This is a genomic window from Neisseria sp. P0009.S008 (assembly GCF_051958615.1).
In the GTDB taxonomy this organism is placed as follows: Bacteria; Pseudomonadota; Gammaproteobacteria; order Burkholderiales; family Neisseriaceae; genus Neisseria; species Neisseria subflava.
On record NZ_JBQCVG010000022.1, the window covers coordinates 5,357 to 10,427 of the forward strand.

1 protein-coding gene and 2 pseudogenes are annotated in these 5,071 nt (G+C 52.6%); 1 reads left to right on the plus strand and 2 read right to left on the minus strand.

The genetic code is table 11. The features are described from left to right. Positions 1–2,894: pseudogene (locus ACTHSQ_RS10920) on the minus strand (hypothetical protein); the annotation flags it as partial. A 471-nt stretch (positions 2,895–3,365) separates the two neighbouring features. Continuing rightward, positions 3,366–4,901, minus strand: coding sequence for a hypothetical protein (locus ACTHSQ_RS10925; RefSeq protein WP_440364469.1), 1,536 nt, complete (start codon positions 4,899–4,901; stop codon positions 3,366–3,368). Between the two features lie 69 nt (positions 4,902–4,970). Here ACTHSQ_RS10925 and ACTHSQ_RS10930 point away from each other — a divergent pair. Beyond that, positions 4,971–5,071 (plus strand): annotated as a pseudogene (locus tag ACTHSQ_RS10930) (IS481 family transposase); the annotation flags it as partial.

Below are 5,071 nucleotides of genomic sequence, written 5' to 3' on the forward strand. Positions count from 1 at the left end.
CCGTTGGGTGCATCGTAGAAGTTGCCGTCGGTGTGTTTGTACACCTTGGTGCCGTCGGCTTTGGTGTATGCAACCGGAGCTTGGTCCTGCAAAGCAGCCTGCACCGCTTTCAGCTGCGATACGTTCACGGCATCGGTATCGGCCGAACCTGCAGCCAAATTGGTCAGGCGGCGGTACATTTTGCTACCGGACATAAAATGGCTTGTGTCCCCGCCCAGCGAAACTTCGCCATATTTAACCCCGGCTTCGTTGATGTCGCCGGCAATGACGGAAGTTGCGTTCGGTTTGTAGGCGGCGGCGGTCAAATCCGCATCGCCTGCAGTGGAAAGCGAACCCAATGCCACGTTGAAGTTGGTATCGTTTTTAACCCTCGCGCTATCGCCCAATGCTAGGTTGTTATTGAGGCGGTTGGGCAGGCCGGGGATGAGTGCCGTGCCGTTGCCGGTATCCGCGCCGGAGCCGACGGCCGTACCGCCGTTCTTAGCGGTGGCAGCCGCGCCGATGGCGATGCCGCCCGCTCCGGTGGCGCCGCTGACTTCGGCAGCCGCACCGATGGCGATCGAGCCGTTACCTTGAGCGATCGTTCCGCTACCGATGGCGACAGCATCATTATCTTGCGCACTTGCACCCACGCCGGCAGCCAATGCGTTAAGACCAGTCGCGCCGTCATTATTGAAATTGCCACCGTGTGCGCCGCCACCGTCGTTCACACTGTAATAGTGGGTTGCAGAACTGTTGACCTGATTGGTTACAGCTTTCAACTGATCTTCCGTGGCTGCACGTCCGCTGACAATGCCGGCAGGATTCCAAGTTTTGTTGGTCAGGCCGGTAACCGTACCGGCACTACCGTCGACGGTAACCGGGTTGCCGCCGCTGGCCGGGCCAACGGTAATGCTGTCGGCCAGTTTAAAGCCGATTTGGTTGTTGGTAACCGTGGTCTTGATATTGGCATCGCCGGCATATTTGACGGTTTCGCCCAGTTTTACGGTGTCGTCTGCACCGCTGTCGGCTCCGATCTTGAAGCCGGCGTCTTTCAAATCGGTCACGGCAGTATTGATGGCAGTATTGATTGCGGTATTAACTGCACCGCCAGTTACGGCACTGTTGTCGCCTGCCGCAACGTTGCCGCTGGTCAGGTTGGTGATCTTGTTGCCGCCGTTATCCAGGCCACTGGTGGTTAGTCTTACGGGGGAACTGCCTGCGGCTGCCGGAGTTATAGTGACACCGCTGCCATTGGTAACAGTTTTATTGCCAGCCGCATCAGTGGCAGTCACGCTGGTTACGCTCAAATTCTCGGCAGTGGCAAAAGTAAAATCCGCACCACTCTGTGATAGAGCGATGTTTTTACCCGCCTGCAATTTAACGGTACTGCCATTATTTACTTTGGTTGTAGCTGCACCAGTAACGGAGCCGCCAGCAACCGAACCACCCTGCACATTAAAGCCACTCTTGCTCACGGCAGTATTGATGGCAGTGGCCACGCTACCTGCAGTGGCAGCTTTATTCGCATCCGCAGCAGCGGGTGCGTTGACTTGGCCGGTTGCAGCGTTGCTGGTCAGGGGAACGGCTGCACCGCCGCCTGTGGCGTTGATTTTAACGGTGGTCACACCCGCGCCGTCGGTCGATACTTCGGTAGTGGTATTTGTACCATCAATAAATTTGAGAGTATTGCCAGGCTTGACGTTTTGCGTCGTACCAGTAGTTGCGGCTACCTGAAAACCGCCACCCACATTATTCAAACGGCTGTTCAATACGTTCAGCGCGTCGCCGACATTATTTTTGCTAACCGCATTACCGTTGGCATCAGTCAGGTTGTAGGTGGGAGCGGTAAACGTACCATCTGGTTTCAAGGCCGCGCCGCCGCCCAAATTAGTAGCCACACCTTTACCGATATTGCCGATTACATTTTGGGTGGCGTAAAGCTGGCTACCGTTAATCGCATCGGCGGAAGCAGCCGAAACTTCGCCCGCACCTACCTGTTTGATTTGACGGTTACCAACGGTCACAGAACTGTTGGCGGAATCGCCGACATACGTATAGTTCAGTCCGTTCACATTTTTCGTTCCGGACTGGTCTGCAGCAGCAACGGCAGTCGTACCTGAACCCAAGGCAACAGAATTGGCCACGGCGGCGCTGGCTTCTGAACCAATGGCAACACCCTTGGCAGCTGCCTGAGAGCTACGACCGAATGCGATGGAGTCTTTCGCCTGCGCGTTGGCACTACGACCAATAGCCAGCGCATCCTCGCCTGCGGCGTTGGCATTGTTACCCAAAGCCACAGTTTGTGCCGCATTCGCACGAGCGGAAGTACCGATGGCTACGGAATAATATCCGGAAGACTCCACACTGTTACCGACAGCCACGCTCTGCTGTCCATTGGCCTTGGCGGCCGAGCCGATACCAACAGCCATAGCAGCTTTGGTTTCCACGTCATTACCGATAGCAACGGAATTCGATTGACTATTGGCAGCCTGCAAAGTATTGCCGCTACCAATGCGGATGCTGTTGTTGCCCGCAGCACGGTCACCCAAGCCGATAATGCCGCTATTTACATCCAAACGGCCACCGAGCGAAAGGTGTTTGCTACCCGCGCCACCCGCATCGCCATGGAACAGAGCACGGTTGGTTTGACTGGCTGCATCCGTCGGGCTGCATTTATTCCGAAAAGCATTTGCATTCGGCATACTGCCGCCGCTGGACTGCCCGGCCGCCCATTCCAAGTTGTTATTACTCAGAAAGAACAGCGCGTTTCTTCTTGATGATTCATCGCTGGTAACGATACATCCGTCATCATTACCGTCATTGATAAAAATACCCGGCCCGGCGTTGGCATAACCTGCAGTCATCATCAGCGCGGAAGCCAATGCGGTACAAACGAAACGGGAAGATTTCAACCCCAAGCTGCCCAATGTGGCAGGCTCGGCAGAAACCCGTCCGGAAGAAGATTTTCCCTTGGCCTTGGCATTTTCCTGAACAGCAGTCTAAGTGTTGGTGCACGCATTCCAAATAACGCGATAGGCTTTATTCATTGTTATGCTCCATTATTTAGTTGTATAGAGTGATCGAAATTGCAACCTACCCACTTACCTGCACGAACCATTCGGCTCGTAAGTACAAGAATTTCGTTTTACGAGGCAAACATGGGGGTAAAATTTCCCCATTTTATCTTTATTTTGAAAATATTCCAGCCCCCCCTGTTGATGTACGGAGAAATGTATCGCTTTTTTGCAACAGTAGAGGGAGTCCACCAGAATAAAGCAACCTGCAGGAGAAAAGGCAGGTATCCCATGTCTTGGACTCCCAAGTTTCTATAGCCATTCAGGTTTACTCTCTAAAGAGGGTGCGGCCTGATTCATGAAATTCTTTTAAAAACAGCATGCATCTGGTTTTTGCGTACAATATGCCGCACCAAAATCATTGGGAGAGTTGATATACAGCCTGCTATCTTGTTGCTTAGCGTATATTCGCACCCAGGTCTCTTTCAGCTGACCGTAGTTGACGACGTCGGTATCATCGGTACCGGCGGCTACGTTGGTCACTTTGTTGCCGGCGTTGTTCAAACCGTCTTTGGTCAGTTTGACATCGCCCGCTTTAACGCCGTCCTGGGTCAATGCGACATCGTCGCCTACTTTCACTCCGTCGTTGTTCACGGTGGTGTCGCCGGCTTTGACGCTGTCTATTACCAGGTCTTTTTTCAGCTTGACGGTCACTGTATCGCCCTGGGCTGCGGTGGTGATGTTGTCGTCGCCGGCAACGGTCACGGTGGAGCCCAGTTTTTCGACATTGGTGCTGCCGCTGTCGCCGTTGAAGGTCAGGCCTTTGCTGTCAACGGCGGTTTTGGCGTCCACGCCTTTTTGGATGTCGGCTTTGGTGCTTTGAGCGAGATCGATACTGTAATTAGTTGTGACTGCACCATCGGCTGCAGTTGTAGTATTAGAGGTCAGATTCAAAGCATTGGAAACTTGTACCGTTGCTTTATCTGCGCTGACGGTATAAGTGGTTTCTTTGCCTGAAGTTGTTTTATTGACATGCGTGTTGCTGCCTGCCGCTACCTTGGTTGTGGTTTTGGCATTATTGATGGCATTGGCTACATCGCCGGCAGTCGCTACACCGGCAGTCGGTGCGGACACTGTACCATTATTATCGACAGACAATGTGCCTTGAGTGACGTTGATTTGAACTTTTGATGCATTCTCGCCATCGGTAACTGCAACGGTCGTCAAGTTGCCATTAGCGTAGTTGACCGTACCGTTGTTATTGATGCGGGATTTGTCTGTACCGTTTTGTTGGATATTATGTCCAACATTATTCATGACTGTGTACAGTTGGCTACCATTAACTGCATCGGTCGAAGTGGCGGAAATACGGCCTGCGGCAACATTCTGGATTTGGCGCTCATTGCCTGCGCTGCCTACAGAAACCGCGCCTGTTTTAGAGGATGAAGAAGCAGCATAGCTGACATTGGTCGCAGCGCCGCTATCGTTTTTGAATGAGGCATTTTTAGCTGTTGCATCAAAATTATTGGCCGCGCCGACAGCACCATTGCCCAAAGCGACAGAGTCTTGAACAGAAGCAGTAGTACCGTTACCCAAAGCAACAGCATTGACGCCTGTAACATTTGCCTGATTACCGATAGCGACACCATTTGTGGCTGCGCTTGTTGTAGATGCAGATGGGCCAATGGCAATTGAGTTTGCACCTTTCGCACCATCGTTATTCCAGTTTTTGGTGCCGTCAGTACTGCCATCAGTTGACTTAACAGAGAAATAACGAATGCGTTCGAGCGCACTCAATACACCATAAAGCTGTGAGCCGTTGATCGCATCAGTAGAAGTAGCAGAAATATCGCCAGGAGCTACGTTGATAATTTGACGTTCGTAACCTTGAGAACCGACAGACACAACATCACCGGCATCGGTATGTAGAAACTAGTAGCGTTGTTTACAGTATTTCCAGGAGAATACTGAAACATGAACATGCACAAAAACACCCGTCTCACCCCGCACCACCGCCAAGCCATTTGGCTGGCCTACACGCAGGGGAAGGAAAGCGTCACCTCCCTGGCACGCCG